21 protein-coding genes are annotated in these 23,302 nt (G+C 67.5%); 7 read left to right on the forward strand and 14 right to left on the reverse strand.

Features of this window, described 5'->3' with window-relative positions; genetic code table 11:
- The first annotated feature begins 25 nt into the window (after positions 1 to 25).
- Positions 26 to 385, forward strand: coding sequence for a sensory rhodopsin transducer (locus ACYU7G_RS06820; RefSeq protein WP_461106108.1), 360 nt, complete (start codon positions 26 to 28; stop codon positions 383 to 385).
- A gap of 94 nt (positions 386 to 479) precedes the next feature.
- On the opposite strand, the gene ACYU7G_RS06825 is transcribed toward ACYU7G_RS06820, so the two are convergent.
- Both ACYU7G_RS06825 and ACYU7G_RS06830 read right to left on the reverse strand, forming a co-directional pair.
- Positions 480 to 1,574 (reverse strand): DUF4432 family protein, encoded by a 1,095-nt coding sequence (locus ACYU7G_RS06825; protein WP_461106110.1) that lies wholly within the window; start codon positions 1,572 to 1,574, stop codon positions 480 to 482.
- Positions 1,575 to 1,675: 101 nt separating this feature from the next.
- On the reverse strand, positions 1,676 to 2,371 hold the full coding sequence (locus tag ACYU7G_RS06830; protein ID WP_461106112.1) for a hypothetical protein: 696 nt from the start codon (positions 2,369 to 2,371) through the stop codon (positions 1,676 to 1,678).
- 521 nt (positions 2,372 to 2,892) lie between these two features.
- Here ACYU7G_RS06830 and ACYU7G_RS06835 point away from each other — a divergent pair.
- Positions 2,893 to 4,083, forward strand: a complete 1,191-nt coding sequence (locus ACYU7G_RS06835) for a carboxylate-amine ligase (RefSeq protein WP_461106114.1) — start codon at positions 2,893 to 2,895, stop codon at positions 4,081 to 4,083.
- A gap of 4 nt (positions 4,084 to 4,087) precedes the next feature.
- Here the strand turns inward: ACYU7G_RS06835 and ACYU7G_RS06840 are convergent, their stop codons facing one another.
- Positions 4,088 to 4,828: a GAF and ANTAR domain-containing protein gene (locus ACYU7G_RS06840; protein WP_461106116.1), complete on the reverse strand. Its 741-nt coding sequence runs from the start codon at positions 4,826 to 4,828 to the stop codon at positions 4,088 to 4,090.
- A gap of 228 nt (positions 4,829 to 5,056) precedes the next feature.
- On the opposite strand from ACYU7G_RS06840, the gene ACYU7G_RS06845 reads away from it, so the two are divergent.
- Positions 5,057 to 5,854 carry a DeoR/GlpR family DNA-binding transcription regulator gene (locus tag ACYU7G_RS06845; RefSeq protein WP_461106118.1) on the forward strand — a complete coding sequence of 266 codons (798 nt, stop codon included), beginning with the start codon at positions 5,057 to 5,059 and terminating at the stop codon, positions 5,852 to 5,854.
- Between the two features lie 60 nt (positions 5,855 to 5,914).
- Here the strand turns inward: ACYU7G_RS06845 and ACYU7G_RS06850 are convergent, their stop codons facing one another.
- The 6 genes from ACYU7G_RS06850 to ACYU7G_RS06875 are packed head-to-tail and all read right to left on the reverse strand — an operon-like array spanning position 5,915 to position 12,190.
- On the reverse strand, positions 5,915 to 6,883 hold the full coding sequence (locus tag ACYU7G_RS06850; RefSeq protein WP_461106120.1) for a ketose-bisphosphate aldolase: 969 nt from the start codon (positions 6,881 to 6,883) through the stop codon (positions 5,915 to 5,917).
- 10 nt (positions 6,884 to 6,893) lie between these two features.
- Complete coding sequence (locus tag ACYU7G_RS06855) at positions 6,894 to 7,532, reverse strand: class II aldolase/adducin family protein (protein ID WP_461106122.1); 639 nt, start codon at positions 7,530 to 7,532, stop codon at positions 6,894 to 6,896.
- Between the two features lie 35 nt (positions 7,533 to 7,567).
- Positions 7,568 to 9,013 carry an FGGY-family carbohydrate kinase gene (locus ACYU7G_RS06860; RefSeq protein WP_461106124.1) on the reverse strand — a complete coding sequence of 482 codons (1,446 nt, stop codon included), beginning with the start codon at positions 9,011 to 9,013 and terminating at the stop codon, positions 7,568 to 7,570.
- Positions 9,010 to 9,867, reverse strand: coding sequence for a carbohydrate ABC transporter permease (locus ACYU7G_RS06865; RefSeq protein ID WP_461106126.1), 858 nt, complete (start codon positions 9,865 to 9,867; stop codon positions 9,010 to 9,012). The genes ACYU7G_RS06860 and ACYU7G_RS06865 overlap by 4 nt, the downstream gene beginning before the upstream one ends.
- Positions 9,864 to 10,760 (reverse strand): carbohydrate ABC transporter permease, encoded by an 897-nt coding sequence (locus tag ACYU7G_RS06870; protein WP_461106128.1) that lies wholly within the window; start codon positions 10,758 to 10,760, stop codon positions 9,864 to 9,866. The genes ACYU7G_RS06865 and ACYU7G_RS06870 overlap by 4 nt, the downstream gene beginning before the upstream one ends.
- Before the next feature lie 53 nt (positions 10,761 to 10,813).
- The gene (locus ACYU7G_RS06875) at positions 10,814 to 12,190 is read right to left on the reverse strand and encodes an ABC transporter substrate-binding protein (RefSeq protein ID WP_461106130.1); all 1,377 of its coding nucleotides are present in this window, start codon (positions 12,188 to 12,190) and stop codon (positions 10,814 to 10,816) included.
- A gap of 255 nt (positions 12,191 to 12,445) precedes the next feature.
- Here ACYU7G_RS06875 and ACYU7G_RS06880 point away from each other — a divergent pair, with 255 nt between their 5' ends.
- The 4 genes from ACYU7G_RS06880 (at position 12,446) to ACYU7G_RS06895 (ending at position 16,717) form a co-directional block, all read left to right on the forward strand.
- The gene (locus ACYU7G_RS06880; RefSeq protein ID WP_461106132.1) at positions 12,446 to 13,150 is read left to right on the forward strand and encodes a Pr6Pr family membrane protein; all 705 of its coding nucleotides are present in this window, start codon (positions 12,446 to 12,448) and stop codon (positions 13,148 to 13,150) included.
- An 89-nt stretch (positions 13,151 to 13,239) separates the two neighbouring features.
- On the forward strand, positions 13,240 to 14,295 hold the full coding sequence (locus tag ACYU7G_RS06885; RefSeq protein WP_461106134.1) for a LacI family DNA-binding transcriptional regulator: 1,056 nt from the start codon (positions 13,240 to 13,242) through the stop codon (positions 14,293 to 14,295).
- Between the two features lie 206 nt (positions 14,296 to 14,501).
- Complete coding sequence (locus tag ACYU7G_RS06890; protein ID WP_461106136.1) at positions 14,502 to 15,359, forward strand: ABC transporter substrate-binding protein; 858 nt, start codon at positions 14,502 to 14,504, stop codon at positions 15,357 to 15,359.
- Positions 15,360 to 15,364: 5 nt separating this feature from the next.
- A complete protein-coding gene (locus tag ACYU7G_RS06895) occupies positions 15,365 to 16,717 on the forward strand; it encodes a hypothetical protein (RefSeq protein ID WP_461106138.1) in 1,353 nt (450 codons plus the stop codon).
- Between the two features lie 142 nt (positions 16,718 to 16,859).
- Here the strand turns inward: ACYU7G_RS06895 and ACYU7G_RS06900 are convergent, their stop codons facing one another.
- The 5 genes from ACYU7G_RS06900 to ACYU7G_RS06920 form a co-directional block, all read right to left on the reverse strand.
- The gene (locus ACYU7G_RS06900) at positions 16,860 to 17,558 is read right to left on the reverse strand and encodes a transaldolase family protein (protein WP_461106140.1); all 699 of its coding nucleotides are present in this window, start codon (positions 17,556 to 17,558) and stop codon (positions 16,860 to 16,862) included.
- A 116-nt stretch (positions 17,559 to 17,674) separates the two neighbouring features.
- A complete protein-coding gene (locus ACYU7G_RS06905) occupies positions 17,675 to 19,015 on the reverse strand; it encodes a leucine-rich repeat domain-containing protein (protein ID WP_461106142.1) in 1,341 nt (446 codons plus the stop codon).
- Positions 19,016 to 19,404: 389 nt separating this feature from the next.
- Entirely contained in the window at positions 19,405 to 20,769 is a 1,365-nt protein-coding gene (locus ACYU7G_RS06910) for a leucine-rich repeat domain-containing protein (RefSeq protein WP_461106144.1), read from the reverse strand.
- Between the two features lie 259 nt (positions 20,770 to 21,028).
- Entirely contained in the window at positions 21,029 to 21,961 is a 933-nt protein-coding gene (locus tag ACYU7G_RS06915) for an SDR family oxidoreductase (RefSeq protein WP_461106146.1), read from the reverse strand.
- Between the two features lie 57 nt (positions 21,962 to 22,018).
- Complete coding sequence (locus ACYU7G_RS06920) at positions 22,019 to 23,206, reverse strand: zinc-dependent alcohol dehydrogenase (RefSeq protein ID WP_461106148.1); 1,188 nt, start codon at positions 23,204 to 23,206, stop codon at positions 22,019 to 22,021.
- Between the last annotated feature and the right edge of the window lie 96 nt (positions 23,207 to 23,302).

The raw sequence follows: 23,302 nt of genomic DNA on the forward strand, positions 1-23,302 counted from the left end.
AGCGAGCCTCGAAGGGCGCAAACTCATGACCGGCCGCAGGACGTGGTTCTTCCCCGACGCCGAACTCCCGCCCCCGGGCGACGGCGAACTCCAGGGCCACGAGTCAGTCATCATCCTCAACCCCAACCCCGAGCCGGCGACGGTGGAGGTCATCCTCTATTGGACCACCGGATCGCCGGACAGGTTCACCGTCGAGGTGGCTGCCGAGACCGTTCGCTGCCTGCGCACCAACGTGCTCTCGGACATGGGCGGGCACGAGATCCCGCTGGAGGTGCAGTACGCCATCGGGCTGTCCTCGGACGTGGGCGTCGTCGCGCAGTACGGTCGCCTCGACGTCCGCCAACCGAACATGGCGTTCTACTCGACCCCGGGCTACTGGGAGTAATCAGCGGCCAGGGGAGCCACGCGCGTCACGGCGTTGTCGCTCAGGTCGAGGACCGCCAGCTTGGAGAGTCCCGACAGTGGCGCCAGACGCGGGGTCACTCCAGTGCCAGCACCTGCTCGATCAGCTGCAGCCGGCGGGCGGCGTCCGCCTCGGACAGCAAGTCGATCTCGAAACTCATCTCGATGCTGCCCAGTCCGTCGATCTCGCGAACCATGCCGTCGCGCTCGGCGGCCAGGAATCCGCGGTGGTGGGCGGTGGAGGGCAGGCAGAAGCCGGCGGCCTGCTCGTCGCCGGTGTTGGAGACCCAGCGGATGGCATGGGTTAGGTGCTCCGTGTCGTAACTGACCGACGCGGCCCGACCGTCGGGGCGGACCTGCAGGAAGTGTGCCCAGCCGTCGTCGTCGGAGACGGGGGTCAGCACGGCGCAGTACTCGGGGACGATGGGTTGGGACTCGGACAAGACGTCGCCGGCGCCGAGGTCGGCGGCCATCCGGGCGGTGTACTCGGCGGTCTCGTCGTCCTGGTTCGGGTCGGGCGCCAGTTCGAAGTGCTCGGCGTCCAGGGGGACGGTCTGGGCCAGGCGTGCGCCGTCGAAGATGGGCCAGTTCACGTGGCACAGGTAGGAGTAGCGCAGAGGGTTGGTGCGCTGGTTGGTGATGCGGACGTCGAGGTCCAGCGCGGTGCCGCCCGGGCGGAGGGCGAGGAACGGCTTGAACACGACGTCGATGCCGTGGCTGACGCGGTGGCGGAAGCTGCCGGTGACGGCCACCCAGGTGCCATCGGGTCCCTCGCCGAGGAGGAGTTCGGCCTCATTGAACCGACCGTTCGGGAGCTCGCCGTGGTGCGCGTGGGTGTCCTCCGGGGACGGATGGCCGATGCCCGTCAGGCCGCAGTGGAGCAGGAACGCGCCGTAGGTCTCGCCGAAGGTGGTGGAGGCGGCCGGCTCCTCGAAGTGGGTGACCATGGTGAGGGGTTCGCCGTCGACGGTGTAGCGCCAGACCTGCTGTCCGCGGTACGGGAGCACCACCACCTCCGTCCGATCCGTCGTGATGCGCAGCGCCTCCACGCCCGACTCGTAGCGGAACGTGCTGACCAGGGTGTGGTCGGTGCTGACGAGCACGCGCTCGGCGTCGGAGAACATCGACGGGTGCAGGTGGACCGCAGAGGTAGGAACGTAGTCAGGGCGCATTTCGGGCTCCTTCGCCTCGGCCGGGATGACGGGGCCAATGCTACTGGTTGGCGGCCTGCTCGGGCCCGGGTTCAGCACCCCGGAATCTCGCCACCGCTCGGTCACTTTGCTTCCGCTGCAGCGGTGGCGAACTGACCCAGCGGTGGCAAACCGTACGCACCGGCCGGGTCAGGCCAGTGCCGCCAGCCACGGATGGCCCGGGTGCGCGACGGCGAGGGCGTCGGCCAGCCACGTCCGCCGTCGGGCATCGAGGTGGGGACGGTGGCGTCGAAGTCAGCCTGGTCCTTGGGGCGCAGGCCCTTGGCCTTGAGCAGCAGCTGCAACTCCGGCTGCAGGTACCGGATGCCGTCGCGCTCCCAGAGGGCGTCGTCGATGGGCATGCGGATGCTGGGGTCGCGTTTGTAGACCCACTCGGTGGTGGTGCTGGTGGACAGCAGGAGGTCGAACTCCCAGTCGTTCGAGGCATCCCGGCGCAACCACATCTGGCCGCAGCCGTCGGGGAGGACCGGCTCGTCGTCGGGCAGCAGCGGCTTGAGCGCGCCTGAGGAGGCCGTCCACATGTGGAACCGGCCCGCCAGGTGCGCCTGCAGGAGGGGGAGTTGTTCGCGCAGGGCTTCCGGGTCGATGTCGTCGTGGTGGCGCGAGATCCCGGTGAACGCCTCCAGCGCCCAGCCGCCCGCCACCCACCACAGTCCGTCGTAGCCGTCGAAGAGCCGGGCGACGTCGGCGGGGGTGCGCGGCGCCCAGCGTCCGTAGAGCGCCTGGAACTGGTCCTCGGAGAGATGGCTGATTCCCACGTGCCCAAGGTAGGGCTCTGGGTGTCCTTCGCCCTGTCTATGGCCGGTGAGTCTCCGGGCGTCTTCCCTGCGAATGGCGCAATGTGTGCCCATTGGGAGCGCTTGCAGGCACGACGACTGCGTCGAGTGCTCGGATATCAGGGCAGTGTGCCTGCTCGCCCCTCCCGGCGGGGATCCGTGGGCGGGCATGCGGTCGCTGCCGCCATCCGCGAACCTCTGCTGTCCTGTTGGGCAGTTTCGGTACGGGGCCCCGGCCGTGGTTACGGGAACACCGCAGTTCCCTGATATCAGAGCACTCGATGGGTTTGATCACCCAGAAACCGGTTCCAGCACGGGGACAGTGCGGCATATGCAGGGATTGGCCAGGTAGCCGCTGCTTGTCATGCCTCACCTGACCCTCGGTGCACGTACTGTTGAACCCTACGAGTCGAGAAGCTGGCTCACCCCTGCCGCGGTGCGCCCAAAGCCTCCACGGTCCGTCGGGACGCCAGCGCTGGTGTCCCCGTCCAGATGAGGTGACCATGCGTCGATTCGGCGTCGAAGAAGAATTCCTGGTGGTGGCTGCCGACAGTCTCGCCATCACCCCGCTCGGGGAGGAGATCGCGACGCGGCACCGTCGCCGCGGCCCCATCGACATCTCCGGGGCCGGCGTGGCCCGCGGCCTGCTTGACCGCTGGATGGCCCGCTCCCAGCACGAACTGGAGTCCGAACTCCACCAGGAGCAGCTCGAGGTGGCGGGGCCGCCAGTGCTGACATTCGAGCAGCAACTCGCCGCGATCCGGCAGGGTCGTGCGCTCGCGGACGCGGCGGCTCGTGAGCACGGGGCGAGGGTGGTGGCGCTGGGATCGTCGCTGTGGCCGGATGCGCCCCGCCTGACCCACGGCGACCGCGCCCGGGAGGTCGGCGCCGACTACGGCCTGCTCGCCGCCGAGCAGCTCAGCTGCGGCATGCACGTGCACGTGGAGGTGGACTCGCGGCAGGAGGGCGTGCAGGTGCTGGACCGGATCCGGCCGTGGCTGCACGTGCTGCTGGCGCTGAGCGCCAACTCGCCGTTCTGGTTCGGGCGCGACTCCGAGTTCGCCAGCTACCGGCACCTGTCCTGGAGCCGCTGGCCGACGGCGGGCCCCTCCGACGTGCTGGGCTCGGTGCTCGCCTACGACTGCCGCACCCGCGCCATGCTGCGCGCCGGCGCCGCCATCGACACGGGCATGCTCTACTTCGACGCCCGCCTCTCCGACCACTGCCCGACGGTGGAGGTCCGCATCGCCGACGTGTGCCTCGACGCGCAGCACGCCGCCGCCGTCGCGGCCCTGACCCGGGCGCTGGTCACGGCGGCTGCCCGGCAGTGGTCGATGGGGGAGTCACCGTCGCAGGCCAGCACCGCCCAGCTTCGGGCCTGGTCCTGGCACGCCGCCCGCCATGGCTTGGCGGAGACGCTCGGCACCCCGCACGGCGGCGCCCAGCTGCCGGCGCCCGAGGTGGTCGCGCAGCTCCTGGACTTCGTGACGCCCGAACTCGAGGAGGCCGGGGAGGCCGATCACGTGGCCACCGCCGTCGCCCGCATCGTCGACGGCGGCACCGGCAGCAGCACCCAGCGCGCGACATTCGCGCGGCGTGGCAGCCTGCACGACGTCGCCGCCGCCGCGGTCCGGCTCACCCACGGCGAGCAGCCGCCGGACACCCCGACTTCGTTGGGACGCCTGACCGCGTGACCGCTCAGGGGAGGCGACGCTCCAGCGGCAGCTGCCTGGTGGTGATGACCTCGTCGGCGATGTCCGAGATCCGCCGGTTGGCGGTCTGGCTGGCCAGCCGGAGCAGGGCGAAGGCGTCCTCCTTGTCGACGCCGTGGGCGCTCATCAGCACGCCCATGGCCATGGCGATCTCGCGGTTGGTGCGCAGCGCCTTCTCCAGTTGCTCGCTGCGGGCGCGGCTGACGGCGGTGGAGACGCCGAGCGCTGCGTAGGTGGCCAGCACCGTGGTCATCGGAGTGGTGGCCGAGTCGAACGCGCCCACCTCGTCGGAGTAGAGGTTCAGGCCGGCGGTGGAGCGGTCGTCGTCGAGCAGGTGCAGCGGGTGCGCGAACACGCTGCGCACACCCAGGTCCGCCGCCGGGCCCGAGTAGCCGGGCCAACGGTTGCCCGCGCGGAGGTCGTCGGCGACGATGACGCGCTCGGTGTCGATCGCCTCCAGACATGGGCCAGTGCCGGCGTCGTACTGGACGTGGTCGATGCGCAGCGCGTGCTCGTCCGAGGCCACCAGCGAGCGGTACCGGCCCTTCTCCCTGATGGTGATCGAGCACCACGTCGCGCCCGGGACCATCGCCATCGCCGCATCCGCGACGGCGTGGGCCATGGGCTTGTCACCCGCGGCCCGCAACCTGCCGGTGAGGACCTCCAGCTGGGCGGCGACGTCCTGGAGGCTGGGCTGGCTGGGGGAGTTGCTCTCAGTTGTGGTCATGGGCACTGACCTCTCATCCTGGGACGCTTGCACCACGCGATGCCGAGAAACTGATCCTACGCTGCCCGAGTTCGATGGTGCCATTCAGCACCCGCAGGCGGAGCCCAGCTCGCCAGCCAAGTGCGCACCCAAACAAGGTGGCGCATTGCGCAGCGGAGACGGAGCCAAGTGCGCCAGCCAGGTGGACCGCGGGGGTGGCGGACGTGGCCCGCGGGATAGGATTTGAAGATGCCCGGCAACCTCGGTGGTCTCCCGGCGGCCGCGCGCCGCTCACGAATGCGTTCTCTGGTGGACAAGCGCGGATTTGCGCTTGTCACCGACTTGGCCAAGCTCTTCGAGATCTCGGAGGTCACGGTCCGGGCGGACCTGGATGCCCTCGCGGAGGAGGAGTCTGTTCGCCGGGTCCATGGCGGTGCGATGAGCATCGGTTACGTCCACGGCCACCAGACCAGTTTCGACGAGGCCGCGCAGGAACGCGCACGGGAGAAGGAACTGATCGGGCATGCGGCCGCGGGGCTGGTGGAGAGCCACCAGGTGCTGGCCATCGACGCGGGCACGACCTCCATGGCGATCGCACGTGCGCTGGTCCAGAGGACCGAGCTGCGCGACATCACCGTCGTCACCAACGCCCTCAACATCGCGCTCGAACTGGAGGCAGCCATTCCGAGGGTCACCGTGATCGTGACCGGCGGGACCCTGCGCCCGGCGCTCCACTGCCTGGTCGACCCGCTCGCGGGTACGGTCCTGAACCGGATCCGCGCGGACATCGCGTTCGTCGGTTGCAACGGTGTGGACGTCACGGCGGGGGTCACGAACATCTCCCTGGGTGAGGCCGACGTCAAGCGCCAGATCATCCAGAACGCGACCCGTACCGTCCTGGTGGCCGACTCCTCGAAGCTGGGGCTGGTCCGGGCCAGCCGCATCTGCAAGCTGGACGAGGTCACGGTGCTGGTGACTGACAGCGCCGCCGATCCCGTGACGCTCCGTGCGGTGCGGGATGCCGGCGTGGAGGTCGTCCTCGCCTGAGATGGGACTGAGGGGCGGGGGCATGGCCCTTGCCGCCCGCCCCTCATCCTGCGGTGGGGGTCAACCCCTGCCGTTCTTCCCAATCGAGCCGAACTCACGCATCCGGAGCGCAACGATGGCCTGCATCGAGCGCATCGCCACCGCGATCGCCTCGCTAGGTTCCATCACGGCCGGCTCGTTGGCGAGGAACTCCCGGAGGGCGGCGGTCCAGGCGAGGTGGGAGTCCGTGCCCTGGTTGATCTTGCGGATCCCATGCGCGATCGCCGCCTGCTTCTGCGGGGCGGAAACCCCGTAGGAGTCGGGCAGCCGGCCCCCGTGGGCGTTGATCGTGCGAACGTGCTCCTCGGGGATCGACGAGCTGCCGTGGAGAACCAGGTACGTCTCGGGGAGCCGTTCCTTGATGGCCGAGATCAACGACATCCGCAGCGTCTGACCGCCCTCGGGAGTGGTGAACTTCACGGCCCCGTGGCTGGTGCCGACGGCCACCGCGAGAGCGTCCACCCCCGTGGCCTCGACGAAGTGGGCGGCCTCGTCTGGATCGGCGAAGACGATGTCCTCGGAACTGGCGCCCTGCCCCGCTTCGGCTCCGCCGACCGTTCCGAGTTCACCCTCGGTGCTGACCCCGTAGCGCTGGGCGATCTGGACCACTTCCGCTGTGCGCCGGATGTTGTCCTCGAGGGTGGCGGGTTCGTCGTCCTCGACGCGCCGGCTGGCGTCGATCATGACGCTGGTGAAGCCGGTGTCGATGGCCCTCCTGCAGTCTTCGAGGGTCCGACCATGGTCCAGGTGGAGTGCCACGGACACGTCCGGGTAGCTGTCGACCAAGGCCCTCAGCTGCTTCCACCACCGACTTTCGTCCTGATAGGGGTGCATGCCGGCGATTGCCTGCACGATCACGGGGGAGGACTCGGCTTGGGCAGCGTCGAGCACTGCGACGGCCTGGTTCAGGTCCGAGACGTTGAAGGCCCCGACGCCGTAGCCGCCGGTCTCCGCCTCGCCCAGAACCTGCCTGAGGGTCTTGGTCGTCATTGGTAGCTCCTCACAGGGCCGAGGTGATGCCCAGCTTGTCGTAGTCGAGGACGATGGGGTTGTCGGTGACCGATCGGGCGTAGAGCAGCACCTTCGCTGCGGACTCCACAGCCACGGAGGTCTTGAAGGCGTCACGAAGGTTGTCGCCGACGGTGAGCAGGCCGTGGTTGGCCCAGACCACCGCGTTCAGGTCACCCATGACGTCGCACATCGAGTCACCGAACTCGGTGTTGTTCGACAGCTCGAACGGCATGATCGGGACGGCGCCCTTGGTGTAGATGACCATGTTCACGAGCGTGCCCGTGATGGGTTCCCCGATGGAGCCCCAGACGTTGGCGAAGATCGGCTCGGTGTGGACGATGGCGTTGACGTCGGGGCGGCGACGGTAGACCGCCATGTGCACCGTGACCTCGGAGGACGGCTCGTGCTTGCCCTCGATGAGCTTGGAGTTCGAGTCGACGAGCACGATGTCGTCGGCCGTCATCCTGTCGTACTCCATGTCGGTGGGGGTGATGAGGAAGCGATCCTCCTGGTCGGGCACACGCATGCTGATGTTGCCCTGGGTGTTGAAGTTGAGTCCGTACTCCATGGAGCGCAGGCAGTAGTCGAGGATGTCCTGCTTGGCGGCATCGATGTCGAACGTGGTCATGGGGTTTCTCCTTGGTTGTGGTGTTGCGGGTGGGGTCAGAGGGAAAGGGGACGAACGGATGTGTAGAGGTCTTGGTAGGCGCGCCTGCGTTTCGTGAACCACTCCTGGTACTCGGGCGGACCCGTGTCGGGGCCGGTGACTGATGGCACTTCCTGCACTAGGCCGACGCCGATGCCTGCGAGCATCGCCGCCCCGCGCAGTGACGCATGCCCCGGATAGGGGGTGAGTGGCACCCCTGCCGCATTGGCCCGGGACCTCAGGGCGGAGACGTTGCCAGAGCCGCCACCGGTGGCGACGATGCGCCCGGTGGTCAGACCGCGCTCGTCCAGGGCGGACAGGATCTTGGCGAGTTCGAGCCCCGCCGCCTCCACGAGCGCTGAGGCCACTTCCCGGCGGCCGGCACCCAGCGTCAGGCCGGCGATCACCCCGGTGGCGGCCGGATCGTTGTCCAGCGTTCCGGAGCCGACGAGGTAGGGGAGCACCAGCAGCGGGGACGGGTGCTCCGGGAGGTCGGTGAACACTTCGGCAACCGGGGCTCCGACGAGCTTAGCGAACCACTCGAGGGCCCAGCCGCCCGCGGCCGTTCCCGCCAGGGTCACCCACTGGCCCGCCAGCAGGGGATAGGTGGCCAGTCCGGTGCCCTCGAGTCCTGCGGGTCTGCCGACGTTGCCGAAGGTGAGGCAGTCGGAGCTGCCCAGCGCGAACGCCGAGACCGAGCCCGGCGCACCTCCGACCCCCACCCAACTGGCGGCCTGGTCGTGCGCTCCCGCGACGATCGGCAATCCGACGGGGAGCCCGAGCCGCGCGGCCGCCGTCGCGTTCACCCCGCCGATGACCGTGCCGGCCTCCACCACTTCGGGAAGCTGTTCCGGGGCGATGCGCACTCCGCTCGAGTCGGCCACGGCGTCGAGGATCTCCCGGGACCATCGACGGTCCTCGACGTCGTAAGCGCCGGTCCGTGCCGCCATGGACAGGTCTGTCGCGAAGCGGGCACCGAAGCGGGCGGCGACGAACGCGTCGAACGTCGCGTGGCGGACGTGATCCCCAGCCCAGCTGCCGTCGAGGTCAGCGGCGATCTTGAAGATGGAGAACATGGGGTGGAGCGGCTGACCGGTGATCTCCTGGAAGCGAGCCTCGCCCAGGGATTCGCGGATGGCCTGTGCAACTCGCCGGCCGCGTGGGTCCATGCTCACTGGCCCGAGGGCGAGTGGGTGCAGGTCGGCATCCAGCGGCACGATCGCCTCGCCCAGGACGCTGAAGGACAGTCCCTGCGGCGGGTCGTGCTGCGAGGCGGCACTGGCCATGATGTTGCTGATGCAGTCTTCGACTGCGCCCAGCACGGCTCCGACGTCGTGCTCCACCAAGTCGCCGACGCGGATCAGTGCCACGTCGACGCTGTGGCTCGCCAGCTCCTCGCCCTCCAGCCCGTAGAGGCCGGCCCTGACACCACTGGTGCCCAGGTCAATTCCGATGAGGCTCATTTCACCGCCCCCGCAAGCCCGTGGACGAGGTAGCGCTGGACCGAGATGAACACGATCACGACGGGGATCGAAATCAGCACCAGCACCGCGAACAGGGCACCGGGCTGGCTCAGGAACACGCCTCGGTAGGCGAGCGGCACCAGCGTCAGCGGCTTCAGCTCGTTGTCACTGAGGGACACCAGCGGGAGCAGGAAGTCGTTCCAGCTCATCATGACCTGCCAGATGACCACCACCGACAGGGCTGGGCGGCCGAGCGGGAAGTACAGCCTCCAGAAGATCGTCCAAGAGCTGGCGCCGTCGATGCGTCCCGCCTCATAGGTCTCGTCCGGGATGGCGAGGTAGGCGGTGCGGAGGATGATGACCGCGAACGGCATGCCCAGAGCCGAGTAGACGAGGACGACGCCGAGGATGGAGTTGTAGAGGCCGATGGCCTGCAGGATCTTGAACGCAGCCACCACGATGCCCGGCATCGGGAGGACGAGGCCGAGGATCAGGAGGCTGAATACCAGCGCCTTGAACGGCACCCGGAGGCGGGCGAGGGCGAAGGCCGCCATGGAACCCGCCACTACCACGATCAGCACCGACGGGACGGTGATCATCAGGCTGTTGGCGAGGTGCCTCAGGATCGGGTTCTGCTCGAATACCAGTGAGTAGTTGGACAGCGCCGGCGTCTCGGGCAGCAGGCCGAAGAACGTTGTCTGGGGATTGTTCGACGGCATCAGCGAGAGGCCGACGACCATGATCACCGGGATCATCCAGATGGCTGCCAGCGGGATGAGCCCGAGGTGCAGCCAGCTCTGGGGGCGGCGTCGACGTCGGACCGACTGCTGGGTGGTGGCGGGGTCGATGCTCACTTCGCCTTCTCCTCTCCTGTGATGAAGCCCGCCCCGAACACACGCACCATGGACAGTGACGCGGCGACGGCGATGACGATGAGCACGACGCTGATGGCTGAGGCGTAGCCGACGCTCTGCAGTTGGAAGGCCTGCTGGAAGGCGAACGTCGGCAGCATCTCCGACGCGTGGTTGGGGCCACCCTCGGTCAGGACGTAGACCAGTTCGAACGTCTTGAGCGAGCCGATGATGCCCAGCATCAGCAGGGAGAGGTGGGTGTGCTTGAGGAGCGGGAAGACGATCCTCGTGACCGACTGCCACCAGTTGGCGCCGTCTACCTTCGCTGCCTCCAGCAGGGAGGCGTCGATCAGTTGGAGCCCGGCCAGGTAGAACAGCATCGAGAAGCCGGTCCACATCCACACGTTCACGAAGATCACGGCGAAGATTGCGGTGTCCGGGTTGGCCAGGAAATTGCCTCCCAACCACTCGATTCCGGTTGCGTTGCCCACCGAGACGAGCACCCCGTTGAACGGATCCATGATCCGCTGCCAGACGATGCCCACGACGATGGGGGACAGAATCGCAGGGATGAAGAACAGTGCGCGGTAGACGGTGGATCCTGCGATCTTCTGGTTGAGGGCCAGGGCCAGCAGGAGGCCGATGACCGCCTGCGGGATGATCGTGAGCGGGATCCAGAACGCGGAGTTGCGGATGGTGGTGTGGAACACCGGGTCGCCGAACAGGCGCGTGTAGTTCTCCAGGCCGACGAAGATGCCGGCGTTCACGCCGTCCCACTCGAGGAGGGAGGACTGCACGTTGTAGACGATCGGGTAGACGACGAAGAGGGCGAAGAGGATGATCGCCGGGGCCAGGAACAGCAGGCCCGGGAGCGACGCTCTGACTCGTGATTTCATGTTTGGTCGGTCCTGGGGGCGTGCCTCGGATCCGGTCCGGGGCACGCCTGCGGTCAGCTGTTGAGGGAGTCCGAGACGGACTGGACGGCGGCGGCAGCTTCTTCGGGGGTCTGCTGGCCTGTGGCGACAGCCGCGAGCGCGTCGGCGACGGCCTGGTCCAGCTGGGGATTGTCGAAGTAGCGTGAGTACTGGACCTCGGGGAGCCAGTCGTTCACGAACGTGTTCCAGATGGCTTCCTGCTTCTCGGAGGTGAACTCGCTCGGGTTCAGGCCCTTGACCGCCGGGATGTCGTTCATGGTGTCAATGAGCTTCTGCCCACCGTCACCGGCGATCCAGTCGGTCAGCACGGCACAGGCGAGGTCGGGGTTCTCGCTGTTGGCGGAGATGCCGAGCGAGACGTCGATGCCACCGACGAACTGCGACTCAGCGGCGCCGCCCGGGATCGTCGGGAAGAGGAAGGGCTCGTAGCCCTCCATGCCGACGGACAGGGCCGGGATGGTCGACTGGTCCTTGGTGGGGTCGGACTGCTGAATCCACCAGGCGCCCAGCGGGATCATGGCGGCGTTGCCCGCCTCGAACTGGTTGGCGGCTGACGGGTAGGCGTCCAGACCGATGGCGCCCTCTTGGGCGATGCCCTCGCTGAAGAGCCGTCCGAAGTAGTCGAAGGCCTCGACGATGGCGGGATCGGTCCACGCTGCTTCACCGTCCTCGGCCTGGTAGACGAGGCCGGGCTCGATGTTGTTGGCGATCTGGAGGAACACGACGTTGCGCAGCCAGCTGTCCTTGGCCGGCAGCATGAAGGGTGCGTAGCCGTTGCCCTCCATGGCTTCGACGACTGACTTCAGCTCGTCCCAGGTGGTCGGGATCTCCTGGCCGGCCTCCTCGAACAGTTGGGTGTTTGCCCACAGGTTCACGGTCTGGACCAGGATCGGGAGGGAGTAGAAGTTCTCGTCCCCCTCGGGGTTGCCGGCCCTAGCCTGCTCGATGCCGATGGGGTAGAACATGTCCTGCCAGTCCTCGCCCCAGGTGGATGCAGCACACTCCTGCAGCGGCATCAGGTTGCTCCGGTATTGCTGGGTCAGCGCACCGGGCTGGAGGCCGACGATGTCGGGGAACGTGTTTGAGCTCGCTCGGGTCTGGAGATCCACCAGGTACTCCGGGTAGTTGAAGATGGTGGCGTCGATCGTGGTGCCCGGGTTGGCGTCCTGGAAGGCGGCGACCATCTGTTCCGTGGTCTGCGCGATGGGGCTCCAGGATCGGAACGACACGGAGCCCGAGAGGTCGCCCGTTCCCTCGGTGGACGTCGCTTCGGTGTTCCCGTTCGTGGGGCTGGCGGGTTCCTCCGTCGTGGCTGCGCCAGCGCAGCCCGTCAGGGCGAGGCCCCCGAGTGCGAGGGCGACGATGGTAGTGCGTGCGTGGCGAGAAAACATCCTTGTTCTCCTCCGTTGGCTTCGATGGCATGGACGGCCGACCGGCTGTCAGATCAGGAGCCTAGGTATGGGAGATCCCGCTGGGGAAGGCATTCGGTGATAACCGTCGACACTTGTCAGGAGCTTGCGCAAACGAAAGCCAGGGGGTTTCTTTTGCCTCCGGGAGTTGCTGATTGCATCTCGCTCAGATCACGCTTCGGGCGCTCCGGAACCGTAGGATCTGCTCACCGGGCGACGAGGCGAAGGGGACACCGCATGAGGTTGGGGTTTGCTGCGGCACGACTGGTGGTGGCCGCACTCGGGATCGCCGCCGTGGCTGCGCAACTGGTGGTCAGCCTGGGGTTCTGGACGGACACGGGTGTGGAGCACATCGGGTTGTCGGTGCTGAACTTCTTCAGCTTCTTCACCATCTTGTCCAACGTCGGCGTCATCGTCGCGATGCTGCTGGGCGCGGTCCTGCTGCTGACACGTACGGGCGATGATCCGGTCTGGTTCACCCGCGCCCGCGCCGCCGTCACCACCTACGCCGTCGTCACCGGCATCGTCTACAACCTGCTGCTCCGGGGGATCGAGCTCCCACAGGGCAGCACGGTGGGCTGGTCCAACGAGGTGCTCCACGTCGTCGTCCCGTTGGCCGCCCTCTTGGACTGGTTGTTCGCGCCCGGGCGCCGTCGCCTGGGGTGGTCGGCCATCTGGGTGGTGCTCGCGTTCCCCGTCGTGTGGGTGGTCTACACCCTCGTCCGCGGCCCCTTCACGCCCAACGAGGTGACCGGCGACGACCACTGGTACCCGTACCCGTTCCTCAACCCGAACCTCGCCGAGAGCGGATACCTGTCCGTCGCGCTCTACGTGGTGGCCATTGCGGTGGTGATCACCGCAGTTGCGGCTGTTGTGGTGTGGGCGTCGCGTCTCGGTGGGCGCTCCGACGTTCCCGGTTTGCTGAAGACCGGAGGGTCTTGACCGCTCCGGCCGGGCGGTGCTAGATTCTCCTAATCGTTTAGCTGAGAACTGTATCGTTCGCCACCAACCCTAAACGTTTAGGATCAACGATGACGAAGCGTAGACCCACACTCAATGATGTTGTGGGGGCCACAGGGCTCTCCATCTACACAGTCTCGCGCGCCCTCAACGGAGCCGAAGGGGTCTCCAAGGCCAGCCGGGAGAAGGTGCTCGAGGCTGCCCGGCAGATCGGCTATGTCCCCAACACTGCAGCCCGGGCACTCAGGAACCAGACCCCAGGTCCCGTTCTGGTCATGACGGCATCAACAGCGAACGCCTACTACATCGACATGGTGCTCGGCATCCAGGCGGGACTACGCTCCGCCGGTCTTGGCATGCGGACCGTTGACCTCGCACCGAATGGTGTCTTCGACGCAGCCCTGGAGGATGCAGCTGTCAACGATGCCATGCAGTCGAGGGCCGCAGGGATCGTGTCTGCTCTCACGCTGAGCGCTTCGAACTACGAGAAGTTGACTGAGTGGGGCATCCCCGTCGTCTTCGTGGACTCCCACCCACCGGATTCCGCGCACGGCGCAGCCTCGGTCACGACCGACAACGTCTCTGCTGCTTCGCAGGTGGGCGCGCACCTGGCTCAACATGGTCAAGATGACTGGGTTCTTCTGATCTATCCGCATCTGTGGAGCACGCGCGCGAGCCGCGAGGCAGGCCTCAAGACTGCCGCAGAACGTCACGGGGCCACCTTGAGCGTCGTCGAGTGTGCCAACGATCCCGCCTCCGCCAAGGAAGCCACGAGGCGGATGTTGGAGGAGCGGACCTCCGGCAAACCCTTCGCGTTCATCGCCGGGGACAACCCGATCCTCTTGGGGGCCCTGACGGCCATCAGGGAGCAAGAACTGGCTGTTCCTCGTGACATCTGCCTTCTCTCGTTCGATGAGTTCGAGTGGGCCCCCCTCGTTGATCCGCCCATGACGGTGGTCGACGAGGATTCGAGGGCGATTGGTGAGCTCGCCGCCAAGACCCTCAGACAGGTCATCCACCGCAACAGTGGCCCGGAGGCACCGGCCGCTGGCATCCGCTACATCGACGAGGACGTGAAGGAGGTGGCAGCCAACCTCCTGGTCCGCAAGTCCTGCGGATGCGCCTGAGCGCCGCGCTCGACAACTCCAAACCCACCCCACCTCTACCCAGTGCGCCCGAAAACAGGGCGATGGGGCCAGAAACCGAAGAAGGGAAACCCATGAAACTCGTCAAGAAGCTCATCACCTGCTCGTTGTTCGCCTCCCTGGCGTTCGCCGTAGGAGCTTGCACAACCGGCGACCAAGAACCAGGGACCACCGGGGCCCCAGCTGAAATGCCCGACAAGATCGAGTCCATCGGGCTCATGGTCCAGGACATGTCCAACCCGTTCTTCGCAGCCATGTCCAAGGGAGCCGAGGACGCGGCCGCCGAGCTGGGAGCAACGCTGAACGTGCAAGATGCCCAGCTTGACCTGGCCAACCAGAGCGACCAGATCGATGCGTTCATCCAGCAGGGCGTGGACCTCGTGGTCATCTCAGCCGTGGACGAGGACGGCATCGCACCCTCCATTGAGCGTGCGCATGCCGCCGGGATGATCGTCATTGCCGTCGACACCCCCGCTGTCGGCGCTGATGCCGTCGTCATGACCGACGCGATCGAGGCTGGCGAGGTCGCTTGCAGCTACCTGTTCGAGGCCATGGGTGGATCGGGCAACATCCTCATCGTGGATGGCACTCCGATCCAGACCATCATCGACCGGATCACTGGCTGCGAGAACGTCCTGGAGAACTACCCGGACATCAACGTCGTCGGCCACCAGTCGTCCAACAACGACCGCGCCAGCGGACTCGACGTGACCACCGACATGCTGACCGCCAATGGCGACGTCCAAGGCATCTTCGGAATGAACGATCCCTCTGCGCTGGGTGCCGTTCTGGCCGTGATGCAGGCGGGGCGCGGCGATGAGATCCAGGTTGTGGGCATCGACGGCAGCCCTGAGGCTGTTGGGGAACTTCAGCAGGATGGTTCGCCGTTCATCGCGTCCGCCACGCAGAACCCGGCAGAGATGGTCCGGCAGGCCGTCGAGATCGCCCAGAAGATCGTCGATGGCGAGACACTCGACGAGACCACCGTGCTGATCCCCAGCGTCATCGTCACGCGCGACAACGTCGGCGAGTACCCGGGCTGGTGAACACTGTGAACACGAACACCACGATCACCATCACTGACCTTCACGGACCCAGAATCAGTGAACCGATCACCTTCTCCGTTCCGGGGGAGATCTCTGAGGACCTATGGTCCGCCACCACGACGGACGGGCAGGCCCTGGTCTGCCAGCGAATGAACGACCAGCCCGAACCGGGGCGCACGGCGTTCACCACTGTCGCAACGTTCGACGGCGGGCTCGAGTTCAACATGGTGGGGCCGCTCTCCGGCAGCGAAGTCGTCGGAATCAGGAAGCTGGAGCCTCGTGAGGCGGATGCGTTCGCCAGACTCGACACCGGCTACTTCGACCTCGAGCTCTGCACCGGCACCGCCCAAGGAGAGGGGTCCTCGAAGTGGGGAATCCGTCACTTCTCCGCCCTCCACGAGGGAGTGGATCTGCTGCCATCCGGCAACAACGCCATCGGCGGGTTCTACGGGCCCTTCTTCACTCCGGAGAACGGGTTGATCAACCCTCCCGAGCACACCACGGTGGAGATCGACGTCCTCGAGTGGGGGCCCGTCCTGGTGGCACTGCGCATGCGCGGGCAGGTACCCGACGGTCTCCTCGCTGAACTTCGGGGCAAGGAGTTCTCCATCGAATGGCGGTTCACGCACGGCACTCCATGGTTCTCTCGTCGCTACCTCGTCGATGACTTCCAGACGGTCATCAACGGCCGCTCCATCACGAACAAGATCACCGTGGGGGACGAGTTCGAGGGTGGTCGGGGTGAACTCGTCTTCGACCGCTTCGACTGCCCCGGCGGTGTCCGGTACAGGGCCGGTGATCCCTATGCAGGCAGGCTCGCGGACATGGTCGCGGAGACGCTGGCGTCCGAGGGCGACCGGCCGCAGAAGTTCGACGCGTTCAAGGCAGCCCTGGACGGAGACCTCGAGTCGGCCCACTGGGATCTCTACTGGCGACTGTTCTGCTCCTGGGAGGGAGCCCTGTCAGAGGATGAGATCCGAGCGAGGCTCGCGCGGGTGAGGGCAGAGTCCCACGTCGCCGCAGACCTTCCAGACCGGCCCTGGATCATCGCGGACGAAGCTGTCGACGTGCAGCAGGTGCCTCACGAGACGATCTTCACCGGGGCTGTCCAGAAGTCCGTCGAGTTCAACTCAACACTCGGCAGGGCAATGGTCTGGTGGACCTCCGAACCCTCAGGACAGTTCCAGATCGTCCAGCGCAGGCAGTCCGGGTGGGTGAACTGGGGGAGCAACGGCGAGAACGAGTGCCCCGAGCTTCCGGTGGGTGTACTGATCAAGACCGCCTATGGGCAGTTCGCGGACACCTGGGAGCAAGTGGCTGACCAACTTGAGACATCCCCCGGGGTGGTCGTCGATTGAACCCCGGTTGGGTGGCGCACTTGGCACCGGAGACGGAGCCGAGTGCGCCAGCCAAGTGCGCCAGTCAAACAAGGTGGCGCACTATGCTCCGTCTCCGGTGCCGAAGGTGACAGCTGCGTCGTGAGTGGGCCCCTGGCCGCCGTCAGCGGACGTCGACCATGAAGTCCTCGAAGTCGCGCACGGCCTTGGCGGTGAGGTCGTCGGTGAACAGGTCGTCGAGGACGCCGGGGGAGACGGTGAAGGTGCGGACGCCGATGTCGGTCAGCGTGACGAGGTGCTTGGCGGACTTGATGGAGGCGGCCATGATCATGGGGCCGGAGCCGTCCTGCGGGATGGCGCGCACCATGTGCTCGATCTCCTCGGTGCCGTCCAGGCCGGCGCGGAACATCCGGTTGAAGTACGGCGCGATGTACTTCACGCCGAGCGCCGAGCCGATCAGCGCCTGCTTGGCGGAGTAGACGGCGGTGAGCAGGACTGGGATGTCCTGGTCGCGCAGGCGGGAGATGGCCTGGGCGCCGCTGACGGTGCACGGCACCTTGATGGTGGCACCGGGAGCGATCTCGCGGATCTCCATCGCCGAGCGGTACTTCTCCTCCGGCGTCTCGCCCCACACCTGGAAGCACACCTCACGCGCACCCGCGGAGCGCGCCCACGTGTAGATGGCCTCGATGTCAGAGATCTTCTGCCCCGCCTCCCGCATCAGTTGCGGGTTGGTGGTGAGGCCCGAGAACATGCCGATCTGCAGCCACGGTTCGGCGGCCGCGCGGTCCGCCGAGTCGATGAAGAAGCGGATGTCGTTGCCCTGCGCGAGCCGAGCGTTGTCCCAAGGTGACGCGTTCATGAACTCGTTCTACCACCGGGTCCGCGTCGTTCGGGGCCAGTTCGGGCGATCGGAGCACCCGCCCAGATTGCGGCCCGGCGTGGCCCGCCGAGTGGGGAGCCACGCCGGAGCGTCGGCTACCGTCCCAACAGCTCCGCGACGTCGCGGTACCGGTCCACGTCGACGTCGGCACCGTACGGGGCCGGGGTGCCGGGCACGGGCTCGGGCCAGATGTCGACGTAGCAGCCGTCCTCGACGAGCGGTTGCAGCACCTGCAAGTCCGTCACGTCGTTGCCTTCGAGGAACAGCATCTCCAGGAACTTCAGGTTCTGCAGCCCGGCGACGCGGGTGATCTGATTGAAGCTGAGGTCCAGTGCGGTGAGGTTGGTGGCCGCGGCGACGTCGGTGACGCTGGTGAGCCGGTTGGAACCGAGGAACAGCACCTCCAGGGCGCCGGCGCCGGTGACGCGGGTCAGGGCGTTGTCGGAGAGGTCGGCGTACCAGACGTTCGCCGGCAGGCGCGACAGGTCGAACGTGCCCGAGAACCGGTTTGACCAGGCGTCGAAGGCCTCGAGTGCGGGCAACGTCGACAATCCGGTGAGGTTGGTGAGCGTGTTGGAGCTGATGTCGAGCCACAGCAGGGCGGGCAGCGCAGGCATGCCCTTCAAGCTGGTGATCGCATTGTCGTTGACCGTCAGGTACTCCAAGGCGGGCAACTGAGGCAGTCCCTGCAGGCTGGTGAGGTTGTTCTGCATCAGGCTGAGGTCGACCAACCGCGGCATCGCTGGGAAGCCCTTCAACGTCGTGATGTCCATGGCGTCGCAGTAGAGGACCTCGATCCGGGCGACGCTGCCGAACTCTGCGACGGCGTCGCGGACGCAAGCACGCAGGCGGGCGTCGGTGATCGCGGCGAGCGGGTCGGCCGGCTTGGGCGTGACCGGCTTCGGCGTCGTCGCAGCGGGTGCGGCGCTGAACCGGACGATGCCGTTGAACACGTTCTTGGTGACCGTGCGGTAGGCGGTGGCGCCGGAGGGGGTCTTGTCGGCCTCGATGACGTCGGCCGCAGTGTAGCTGCGGCAGCCGCCCCGGCCGGTGGTGGCCGTGTCGCACTCGGTGGTCCACGCCCTGCCGTCGGTCCCGGTCCAGGCGGCAGTGCCGCCGACCTTGCCGTAGCCGCCGAGGGGGTTGGTCTGCCACAGCGACCGCGGCGACGGTGCGTAGGTCAAGCTGTTGAACGTCCAGTCGTAGGTGCTGACGAACCGGCCGGACTGGTAGGTGACCACCGTGGCCTTGATGTCCGTGCGGCAGCGCCTCGTCTGCGAGTACGGCTCGCACGCCGTCCGCCACTCCCGGCCGTTGACGACGTGGGTGCCTTCTGTGGTGTACACGTCGTCGGCTGCAGCCTGTGTCGGCGTGACCGCCACAGGTACGAGTGTGAGTGCTGCGAGCGCAGCGATGATGGTGCGCGAGATGCGCATGTTTCCTCCCCCGGATGGGCTCTCTCGAGCATGAAGTGAGAGGAGACTACAGCCGCGTGACCGTCCTGCAAGCACCGGGGGTCGCAACGCGCCGAGTGGTGGTTTCAGCCACTGAAAGTTTGGCGGGCTGGCTCGCGGGGGCCCTTCGGGGCTCGCCATGGTCTCGACACGCGCCTGCTCGTTCCTCGCGGGCGCTACTCGACCGACGGGGAACTGGGCCCTTCGAGGCTCGCTGTCGCTCGCACCTCTGGGCGACTGGGGTGGGGCGAGCCCTTCGGGGCTCGCCATGGTCTCGACACGCGCCTGCTCGTTCCTCGCGGGCGCTACTCGACCGACGGGGAACTGGGCCCTTCGAGGCTCGCTGTCGCTCGCACCTCTGGGCGGCTGGGTCAGGGCCAGATGTCGATGGTGCAGCCGCGGTCGTGCAGCGGCTTCAGCACGCGGAGGTCCTGGACGTTGTTCTTCGCCAGGAAGAGTTCGTCCAGCACGGGGAGGTGCTGCAGGCCGTTGACGCTGGTGATCTGGTTCTCGTGCAGGTACAGGAACGCCAGCTTCGGCAGTTTCGTCAGGCCGGTGACCGAGGTGAGCTTGTTGGCGTGCAGGTTCAGGTACTGCAGCGAACCGAGCCTGGCCAGGGGCGACGCGTCGGCCACGAGGTTGCCGCCCAGGTCCAGGATGGTCAGCCGGGGAGCGGCCGCGACGATGCTCGCGGCGTCGCCGATGCGGTTGTGCTCCAGCAGCAGCCGGTCCAGCCCCGGGAGGGAGCCGGCGACGCGGGTGAGGGCGTTGCGGGAGAGGTTCAGTTCCTTCACACCGCGGGGGAGAGTGCTGAGGTCGAGGACGCCGGCCAAGCGGTTCCGCCACGCGTCGAGCGCCTCCAGCCGCGGGGCGGCGGCCAGTCCGGTGAGGCTGGTCAGCGAGTTGGCACTGGCGTCCAGCCAGGTGAGCGCGGGCAGTGACGGCATCCCGGTGAGGGTGGTGAGGCCGTTGTCGTTGACGCTCAGGGACTCCAGCCGCGGCAGGGTCGGCAGCCCGGAGAGGCTGGTGAGGGCGTTGTCGGCCAGGTCGAGGTCGGTGAGCCGCGGCATGGCTGGGAAGCCGCGCAGCGTCTTGATCCCGCGCGAGTCGCACCACAGCGCGGGGATGGCATCCAAGGACCCGTAGCTCACCATCGCCTCCGCGACGCAGCCGCGCAGCCCTGGGTCGACGATGCGGTCCAGCGGGTCGCCGACCTTCGGCGGAGCGGGCAGGAACCGCACCATCGAGTTGAACACCCACTTGCTCACGGTGTGGAACCGGGCGGCCGGGCCCGCGCCGTCGGCCTCCACGACGCTGGCGAACACGTAGCTGCGGCAGCCGTTCCCGCCGGTGGTGGCGGTGTCGCACTCGGTGCGCCACTGGCGCCCGTCGTCGGCGGTCCACTCGTGGGTGTCGCCCACCCGTCCGAACGCTGCCAGCGGGTTGTCCCTCCACAGCGAGCGCGGCGCCGCGGTGTAGGTGAGGTTGTTGAACGTCCAATCGGTGCTGCGGACGTAGCGGCCGTCGGTGTGGGTGACGGTGGTGGCGATGATCTCCGTCCAGCACCGTCGGGTGGCGGAGTACGGCTCGCAGCGGGTGCGCCAGTCGCGGCCGTTGACGTGGTGGGTGCCCTCGGTGGTGTAGACGTCGACGTCGGCCGCGGCGGGGGAGAGGGCCGCAAGGGGGAGCACCACGAGCGCTGCGAACAGCACGATCAGGAAGCGCATGATGCGCATTGGGCCTCCCCGGGAAGGGCTCTTGCGAGCGTCGGCGTGCCACGGACACTACTCCCGGTTCAACGCGTTTTGGGGAGGGTGCGGTTTACACGCCGGGGAAGGGGGTCGTACGCCTGTGACGAAAGGATGGGTGCATATCCTTTCCTTGAGATCCGGTGCGAAGGGTTGTGCCGCGTCCTCGCTCCGGCCGCTCCGGAAAAGGCCGACGCCCGCCCGAGCGGGGGATCTCGGACGAGCGCCGGGGCTCTGGGGATGTGCGTCAGGGCGTGGGTGTGCCGCCGTTGACGTTGAGGGTCTCGCCGAGGACGTAGCTCGATTCGGGCGAGGCCAGGAACACGTACGCGGGCGCCAACTCGGTGGGCTGCCCGGCGCGTCCGATGGCGGTGTCCTTGCCGAACTCCGGCAGCTTCTCCTTCGGCTGCCCGTCGCTGACCTGCAGCGGGGTCCAGAACGGGCCCGGCGCGACGGCGTTGACGCGGATCCCGCGCTCGGCCACCTGCTGGGCGAGGCCCTTGGTGAAGTTGTTGATGGCCGCCTTGGTGGCGGCGTAGTCCACCAGTGTGGGCGACGGGTTGTAGGCCTGGATGGAGGTGGTGTTGATGATGGTGGCCCCCGGCGGCAGGTGCTTCAGCGCGGCCTTGGTGACGCGGAACATGGCGATGATGTTGACGTCGAAGGTCTCGGTGACCTGCTCGTCGCTGATGTCCTCGAGCTTGCCGACGGCGATCTGCCTGCCAGCGTTGTTGACCAGGATGTCCAACCCGCCCAGCGCCTCGGCCGCCTCGTCGGGCAGCGAGGCGCAGAACGCGGCGTCGGCCAAGTCGCCGGGGATGAGGGCGCACTTGCGACCATCGGCCTCGATCACGCCCTTGACCCACTGCGCGTCCTCCTCCTCTTCAGGGAGGTAGTTGAGGGCCACGTCGGCACCCTCACGGGCATAGGCGATGGCGACGGCGGCGCCGATCCCCGAGTCGCCGCCGGTCACCAGTGCCTTGCGGCCCTCGAGGCGTCCGGTGCCGCGGTAGGAGTACTCGCCGCGGTCGGTCTGGGGGACGAGTTCGGCGTCGAGCCCCGGCTCCGGCTGGTCCTGCTTGGGTGGCTCGATCACGGGGTATCGCTTGGTGGGGTCCTGCATGACGAGCTGGTCCGTGGTCTCACGCGACGCGTCGTCGGAGTGCTCTGACTGGGTCACTGCTGCCTCCTCAGGTTGGCTGTCCACGCTACCCCGGTCCGGGGGCAGGACAAGGGGTCAGTTGTTGGGGTGCATGACGACCTTGATGCAGCCGTCGGTCTTCTTCTGGAACATCTCGTACGCGCCCGGCGCCTCGCTCAGCGGCAGGTGGTGGGTGACCAGGTCGTCGACACCGAACGGGTCGTGGTCGGTGAGGATCTCGAGCAGGTCGTCGGTCCAGCGCTTCACGTGGCACTGGCCCATGCGCAGGGTGATGCCCTTGTCGAACATGTCCATCATCGGCATCGGGTCCACGGCGCCGCCGTAGACCCCGGACAGGGACACGGTGCCGCCGCGCCGCACGGATGCGAGGGCGGTGTGGAGTGCGTGCAGCCTGTCGATGCCGGCGTGTTCGATGGCGGCCTTTGCGATGGGTTTCGGCAGCCGGGTCGCGGCCCCGATCACCGCTCCGGCGACGGGGCTGCCGTGCGCCTCCATGCCGACGGCGTCGACGACGCTGTCCGGGCCACGGCCCGAGGTGAGGTCGTGCAGGGCGGCGGCCACGTCGTCGGTGTCGTCGAGGTTGACGGTCTCGGCGCCCAGGCTGCGGGCGCGCTCGAGCCGCTCGGGGACCCTGTCGACGGCGAGCACCCGGCCCGCGCCCTGCCGCAGCGCCGACGTGACGGCGAGCTGCCCGACGGGGCCGAGGCCCAGGATGGCGATGGTGCCGCCGGGCTCGAGGTCTGCGAACTTCACGCCCTGCCAGGCGGTGGGCAGGATGTCGGACAGGAACAGGAACCGCTCGTCGGGCAGACCCTCGGGGACCTTCACCGGGCCGAAGTCTGCGTGGGGAACGCGCACGAACTCGGCCTGCCCGCCGGGCAGTTGCCCGTAGAGCTGGGTGTAGCCGAACAGGGTGGCGCCCTTGCCCTGCGACTTCACCTGCGTGGTCTCGCACTGCGCGAACAGCCCCCGCCCGCACATCCAGCAGCGGCCGCAGGAGACGGTGAACGGGACGACGACGCGGTCGCCCGGGGAGATCTGGGTCACGTTGGCCCCCACCTCGCGCACGATCCCCATGAACTCGTGCCCGATGATGTCGCCGGGGGTGAGGAACGGGGCGAGCACCTTGTACAGGTGCAGGTCAGAGCCGCAGATGGCCGTGGAGGTGACCTCGATGATCGCGTCGGTGGGTTCTTGGATGGTGGGCTCGGGCACGTCCTCGACGCTCACGGACTCGATGCCCTGCCAGGTCACAGCCTTCATGGTGTTACCTCCTGTGCCCACACAACCATGGCTTGGGTTCATCTCTGCGAATAGCTGCGTAGAAGCTTGTGGGGTGATGTTTGCAGGCTTGCCTGA

Source organism: Tessaracoccus terricola (genome assembly GCF_054776555.1).

What these genes read in the sequence shown, in the direction of transcription:
- ACYU7G_RS06900 (WP_461106140.1), bottom strand. Translation starts at nt 17,558, where the DNA reads ATGAACGCGTCACCTTGGGACAACGCTCGGCTCGCGCAGGGCAACGAC.
- ACYU7G_RS06820 (WP_461106108.1), top strand. Translation starts at nt 26, where the DNA reads ATGACCGGCCGCAGGACGTGGTTCTTCCCCGACGCCGAACTCCCGCCC.
- ACYU7G_RS06875 (WP_461106130.1), bottom strand. Translation starts at nt 12,190, where the DNA reads ATGTTTTCTCGCCACGCACGCACTACCATCGTCGCCCTCGCACTCGGG.
- ACYU7G_RS06905 (WP_461106142.1), bottom strand. Translation starts at nt 19,015, where the DNA reads ATGCGCATCTCGCGCACCATCATCGCTGCGCTCGCAGCACTCACACTC.
- ACYU7G_RS06885 (WP_461106134.1), top strand. Translation starts at nt 13,240, where the DNA reads ATGACGAAGCGTAGACCCACACTCAATGATGTTGTGGGGGCCACAGGG.
- ACYU7G_RS06870 (WP_461106128.1), bottom strand. Translation starts at nt 10,760, where the DNA reads ATGAAATCACGAGTCAGAGCGTCGCTCCCGGGCCTGCTGTTCCTGGCC.
- ACYU7G_RS06860 (WP_461106124.1), bottom strand. Translation starts at nt 9,013, where the DNA reads ATGAGCCTCATCGGAATTGACCTGGGCACCAGTGGTGTCAGGGCCGGC.
- ACYU7G_RS06835 (WP_461106114.1), top strand. Translation starts at nt 2,893, where the DNA reads ATGCGTCGATTCGGCGTCGAAGAAGAATTCCTGGTGGTGGCTGCCGAC.
- ACYU7G_RS06890 (WP_461106136.1), top strand. Translation starts at nt 14,502, where the DNA reads ATGCCCGACAAGATCGAGTCCATCGGGCTCATGGTCCAGGACATGTCC.
- ACYU7G_RS06855 (WP_461106122.1), bottom strand. Translation starts at nt 7,532, where the DNA reads ATGACCACGTTCGACATCGATGCCGCCAAGCAGGACATCCTCGACTAC.
- ACYU7G_RS06850 (WP_461106120.1), bottom strand. Translation starts at nt 6,883, where the DNA reads ATGACGACCAAGACCCTCAGGCAGGTTCTGGGCGAGGCGGAGACCGGC.
- ACYU7G_RS06825 (WP_461106110.1), bottom strand. Translation starts at nt 1,574, where the DNA reads ATGCGCCCTGACTACGTTCCTACCTCTGCGGTCCACCTGCACCCGTCG.
- ACYU7G_RS06920 (WP_461106148.1), bottom strand. Translation starts at nt 23,206, where the DNA reads ATGAAGGCTGTGACCTGGCAGGGCATCGAGTCCGTGAGCGTCGAGGAC.
- ACYU7G_RS06840 (WP_461106116.1), bottom strand. Translation starts at nt 4,828, where the DNA reads ATGACCACAACTGAGAGCAACTCCCCCAGCCAGCCCAGCCTCCAGGAC.
- ACYU7G_RS06880 (WP_461106132.1), top strand. Translation starts at nt 12,446, where the DNA reads ATGAGGTTGGGGTTTGCTGCGGCACGACTGGTGGTGGCCGCACTCGGG.
- ACYU7G_RS06845 (WP_461106118.1), top strand. Translation starts at nt 5,057, where the DNA reads ATGCCCGGCAACCTCGGTGGTCTCCCGGCGGCCGCGCGCCGCTCACGA.
- ACYU7G_RS06910 (WP_461106144.1), bottom strand. Translation starts at nt 20,769, where the DNA reads ATGCGCATCATGCGCTTCCTGATCGTGCTGTTCGCAGCGCTCGTGGTG.